Origin of the sequence: Stenotrophomonas sp. PS02289 (genome assembly GCF_029960115.1) — a bacterium.
Lineage (GTDB): Bacteria > Pseudomonadota > Gammaproteobacteria > Xanthomonadales > Xanthomonadaceae > Stenotrophomonas.
In genome coordinates, this window is the sequence record NZ_JASCOZ010000222.1 from 1 (window position 1) to 5,542 (window position 5,542).

Here is a 5,542-nt window from a genome sequence, read left to right on the forward strand (position 1 = left end):
CACACAGGGCAAGCAGAACCGCCGCCACGGAGAGAGCAAGATAAAACTGTTTCTTGGGGTGGCTCCGGTAGCGCCGGCCGTTGGCCGGCACCACGCAACAATTCAGGCAATTACGGATTCGATCCAGCGCGCAGCTTCTTGTTAAACAGCTTCTGCACTACGACGAAGAAGAGCGGAATGAAGAACACGCCGAGCAGCGTGCCCACCACCATGCCACCCAGCACACCGGTACCGATCGCACGCTGCGCGCCGGAACCGGCACCCGAGGCGATGGCCAACGGCAGCACACCCAGGCCGAATGCCAGCGAGGTCATGATGATCGGGCGCAGACGGTCGCGAACCGCATGCATGGTGGCCTCGATCAGGCCGACGCCCTTCTCCAGATTCTCCTTGGCGAACTCCACGATCAGGATCGCGTTCTTGCTGGTGAGGCCCACCGTGGTCAGCATCGCCACCTGGAAGTAGATGTCGCGCTCCATGCCACGGAAGGTGTTGGCCAGCACCGCGCCGAGAATACCCAGCGGGGCCACCAGCAGCACCGAGGTCGGCACGCTCCAGCTTTCATACAAGGCGGCCAGACAGAGGAACACGATCAGCAGCGACAGCGTGTACAGCAGCGGCGTCTGCGAGCCGGCCTGGCGCTCCTGGTAGGACAGCGCGGTCCACTCGATCTCGAAGCCCGGCGGCAGGTCCTTGGCAATGCGCTCGATCTCGGCCATGGCATCACCCGAGGCCACGCCCGGTGCGGCCTCGCCCTGGATTTCCATCGCCGACACACCGTTGTAGCGCTCCAGGCGCGGCGAACCGTAGTCCCAGCGCTTGGAGGCGAAGGCACTGAACGGCACCATCTCGCCCGCGGTGTTCTTCACCGACCAGACGTTGAAGTCGTCCGGGTTCATACGGAAGTTGGCATCGGCCTGCACGTACACGCGCTTGACCCGGCCACGGTCGATGAAGTCATCGATGTAGCTGCTGCCCCAAGCGGTGGCCAGGGTGTTGTTGATCGAGCTGATCGACAGCCCCAGCGCATTGGCCTTTTCCACGTCCACGTCGATGCGCAGCTGCGGGGTGTCTTCCTGGCCGTTCGGACGCACGTTGGCCAGCAGCTTGCTCTGCCCGGCACCGCCGAGCAGCTGGTTGCGTGCGTTCAACAGCGCTTCGTGGCCCTGGCCGCTGTTGTCCTTCAGGAAGAAGGTATAGCCCGAACCAATACCCAGTTCCGGCATCGCCGGCGGCGGGAAGGCGAAGATGAAGGCGTCCTTGATCTGACCCAGTGCGCCCATCGCGCGACCCGTAATCGGGCCCACGCCCTGATCAGCATCGCGCTCCTTCCAGTCCTTGAGCTTGATGAAGGACATGCCCGCATTCTGGCCCATGCCGGCGAAGCTGAAGCCCTGCACCGAGAACACCGACTCAACCGCTTCGGTTTCATTCTTCAGGAAGTGGTCTTCCAGCTTGTACATCGCCTCCAGGGTGCGTTCCTGGGTGGCACCGACCGGCGTCTGCACCAGCGCCATCAGGATGCCCTGGTCCTCATTGGGCAGGAACGAGCTGGGCAGGCGCGCGAACAGCAGGCCCATCACCACCGCCAGTGCGGCGAAGATGCCCATGAAGCGCCACGGCCGGGCAATGATCCCCTTGACCCCGCGCTGATAGGTTTCGCTGGAGCGGTCGAAGCCGCGGTTGAAGCCATTGAAGAAACGACCCGACCAGCCCTTGTGCGCGGTGTGGTGCTCGCCCTTCTTCAGCGGCTTGAGCATGGTGGCGCACAGTGCCGGCGTCAGCACGATGGCAACCAGCACGGACAACGCCATGGCCGACACAATCGTGGCGGAGAACTGCCGGTAGATGACGCCGGTGGAGCCGGTCATGAACGCCATCGGCACGAACACGGCCGACAGCACCAGACCGATACCGACCAGCGCGCCGGTGATCTGGCTCATGGACTTGCGGGTGGCCTCGAGCGGCGACAGGCCCTCTTCGGACATGATGCGCTCGACGTTCTCCACCACCACGATGGCATCGTCGACCAGCAGGCCGATGGCCAGGACCATCGCGAACATGGTCAGCATGTTGATCGAGAAGCCCAGCGCAGCCAGCACGCCAAAGGTGCCCAGCAGCACCACCGGCACGGCGATGGTCGGGATCAGGGTGGCGCGGAAGTTCTGCAGGAACAGATACATCACCACGAACACCAGCACGATCGCTTCGATCAGGGTCTTGATCACGCCCTTGATCGAGACCTGCACGAACGGGGTGGTGTCGTACGGCACCACGGTTTCCAGCCCGGCCGGGAAGTTGGCCTTCATGTCGTCCAGCGCGGCGCGCACACCGTTGGCGGTGTCCAGCGCGTTGGCGCCGGTGGCCAGGGTGATTGCGATACCGGTCGACGGCTTGCCGTTGTAACGGGTGACGAAGTCGTAGCTTTCCGCGCCCAGCTCCACCCGGGCGACGTCGCCCAGACGCAGCTCGCTGCCGTCGGTACCACCGCGCACCAGGATGTTGCGGAACTGTTCCGGCGTCTGCAGGCGGTCCTGCGCGTTGATGGTGGCATTGAGCTGCTGACCCTTCACCGACGGCGCACCCCCCAGCTGGCCGATGGCCACCTGTGCGTTCTGTGCGGTGATGGCGGCGGTCACTTCATCGACCGACAGCTTGTAGGTGTGCAGCTTGTTCGGGTCCAGCCAGATGCGCATGGCGTACTTGCCGCCGAACACCTGGATGTTGCCGACGCCCGGCACGCGGCTGAGCGTGTCGACGATGTTGGAACCCACGTAGTCGGCAATGTCGTTGGCGTCCATGCTGCCGTCGTTGGACACAAAGCCGATCACCTGCAGGAAGCCGCTGCTGGACTTGGCCACGTTGATGCCCTGCCGCTGTACTTCCTGCGGCAGCAGCGGCATGGCCAGCTGCAGCTTGTTCTGCACCTGCACCTGGGCGATGTCCGGATTGGTACCGGCCTCGAAGGTGAGGGTGATGGTGGCCATGCCGTTGGCCGAGCTGTTGGACGAGAAGTAGATCAGGCCGTCGATCCCCTTCATGTTCTGCTCGATGATCTGGGTCACCGAGTCTTCCACCACCTTGGCCGATGCACCCGGATAAGTCGCACTGATTTCGACGGCCGGCGGGGCCACTTCGGGATACATCGAGATGGGCAGCTTCACCACCGCCAGCGCACCGGCCAGCATGATGATGATCGCGATCACCCACGCGAAGATGGGTCGATCAATGAAAAAACGCGCCATGGGATTCTCCGCTTACTGCTTGCCGGCGGCGGCAGCTGCCGGCGCAGCCGGAGCTGCGCCCTTCTCGGTGGCCTGCACGGGCATGCCCGGCTGGATCTTCTGCAGACCTTCAACAATGACCTTGTCGCCCGGCTGCAGGCCGTCCTCGACCAGCCACTTGTCACCCAGCGCGCGGCTGACCTTGACCGGGCGGACCTCGACCTTGTTGTCCTTGCCGACCACCATGGCGGTGGTGTCGCCCTTGGCGTCGCGGGCGATGCCCTGCATCGGCACCAGCAGCGCGTTCTCACGCACGCCGCTGCCGACCACGGCACGCACGTACATGCCGGGCATCAGCACCTGGTTGGGATTCTCCACCTTCACCCGCAGCGCGTAGCTGCCAGTGGTGGGGTCCACGCTGACCTCGGAGAACTCCAGCGTTCCCTTGTGCGAGAACTCGCTGCCGTCCTCGAGCAGGATGGTGACCGGCAGGGTCTGGTTGTCCTTCAGGCGGCCGGCAGCCAGTTCACGGCGCAGTTCCAGCAGTTCGGCGGCGGACTGGGTGAGGTCGACATAGATCGGATCCAGCTGCTGCACGGTGGCCAGTGCGTCAGCCTGGCCGGCGCTGACCAGCGCACCCTGGGTGACGCTGGACTTGCCGATGCGACCGGCAATGGGCGCGGTGATGCGCGCGTAGCCGAGGGTGACATTGGCGGCATCCAGGGCCGCCTTGGCCGCACCGACATCGGCGTCGGCCTGCTTCTGTGCGGCGACGGCGTTTTCCAGGTCCTGCTGGCTGACCGCATCCACCTTGGCCAGCTCGGTGATGCGCTTGGCGCTCAGACGGGCGGCATTGGCGGTGGCTTCGGCGCGGACCAGCTGGGCGCGGGCGCTGTTGGCCTGGGCGCGGTAGCTGGCGTCGTCGATCTGATACAGGGCCTGGCCGGCGGTAACCAGGCCGCCTTCGGTGAACAGGCGCTTGGCGACGATGCCGCTGACTTGGGGCCGCACTTCGGCGACCAGGAAGGCATTGGTTCGACCGGGCAGTTCACGGGTGAGGCCGACCTGCTCGCTCTTGAGGGTGGCAACGGTGACCTGGCCGGGGCCGCCCTGCTGGCCCTGCTGTTCGCCGCCGCCACAGGCGGACAGGCTGAGGGTGACCGCCAGGGACAGCGCGAGGTAACGGTAACGGGTGGATGACATGGTGGGGGCTCGCAGCAAACAGAAAGTGGAAGGGGGCCGATCTGGGCTCGACGCGCCAGCGCGCGCCGAAACGACAACCAGACCCACAAAGGGATCAGATCGCCCGCCGGGCTCGCTCTCGTGACTACGGGCAGACCTCACCGAGGATCAGTGGGGCGTAAATATACATACATGCATGTTTGTTTGTAAACGGGTACAATTCAGGCCGGTTTCATCCAGCACGTGCACAAAGCGCAATGGCCAGAAAAACCAAAGAAGAGGCCATGGCCACCCGCGAGGGCATCCTCGACGCGGCCCAAGCCTGTTTCCATGAGTTCGGAGTCGCGGGCACCAGCCTGGCGATGATCGGCGAGCGTGCGGGCTACACCCGCGGCGCGGTGTACTGGCACTTCAAGAACAAGACGGAAGTGCTGACGGCGATGATTGACCGCGAGCGCATTCCGTTCATCGAGCGCCTGCGCCGCACGACGTCATCCAAGCGCACCACGCCGGTGGTGGACCTGCGTTCGGCGCTGCTGGTGTCGTTCCAGGAGCTGGCCGAAGACGAGCGACTGCGCAACATGATGGAGATCATGCTGCGCAATGACCTGTCGGTGGAAAGCCAGGCGATGCAGGAACTGCAGCGCGAAGCCTCGCGCGAGGAACTGGCGATCATCGCGGCGGCAATGCAGCGCGCACGCGACCTGGGCCAGCTGCGCCCGAACGTCGACGTGGACACCGTGGCGCGCATCATCAGCACCAGCCTGACCGGCGTGCTGTACAGCGCGATGCTGGAACCGGAGTTGTTCGACCTGCAGCGCGACGGTGCCGAGACGCTGGACGCGATCTTCAGCGCGTTCGTGCTGCCCGGCGTGTTCGTCCCGGGCGCACCGCCGGAAGCCTTGCCGACGGAAGACGAGGCGTAACGCCTTCTCCTCCCGTTCGCTGCGACTGCAATTACTGCGCGTCGCCGGGCGCTGCCCGGCTGCTGTTGGTTTTTGGCGAACAGCCGGTGGTCATCGGTTCCGTGTGTTGGCGGCTCGGGATGGGCGTTCCGGGGGACGGCGCAAGTACGTCCCTGTAGCCTCGATCGCCGCATCCATGCGGCTCACGCCCCCTCCAGCCCACCCCGAACC

Annotated in this window: 3 protein-coding genes; 1 reads left to right on the plus strand and 2 read right to left on the minus strand. The window is 65.0% G+C overall.

Annotated elements, in window-relative coordinates; translation table 11 throughout:
- Positions 1-110: 110 nt before the first annotated feature.
- Together smeE and smeD are read right to left on the minus strand one after the other, a co-directional pair.
- Positions 111-3,245 (minus strand): multidrug efflux RND transporter permease subunit SmeE, encoded by a 3,135-nt coding sequence (gene smeE / locus QMX83_RS19675; RefSeq protein WP_282298335.1) that lies wholly within the window; start codon positions 3,243-3,245, stop codon positions 111-113.
- A gap of 12 nt (positions 3,246-3,257) precedes the next feature.
- Positions 3,258-4,427 (minus strand): multidrug efflux RND transporter periplasmic adaptor subunit SmeD, encoded by a 1,170-nt coding sequence (smeD, locus tag QMX83_RS19680; RefSeq protein WP_282298336.1) that lies wholly within the window; start codon positions 4,425-4,427, stop codon positions 3,258-3,260.
- 263 nt (positions 4,428-4,690) lie between these two features.
- On the opposite strand from smeD, the gene QMX83_RS19685 reads away from it, so the two are divergent.
- Positions 4,691-5,332, plus strand: a complete 642-nt coding sequence (locus QMX83_RS19685; protein ID WP_282298337.1) for a TetR family transcriptional regulator — start codon at positions 4,691-4,693, stop codon at positions 5,330-5,332.
- The last annotated feature ends 210 nt before the right edge of the window (positions 5,333-5,542 follow it).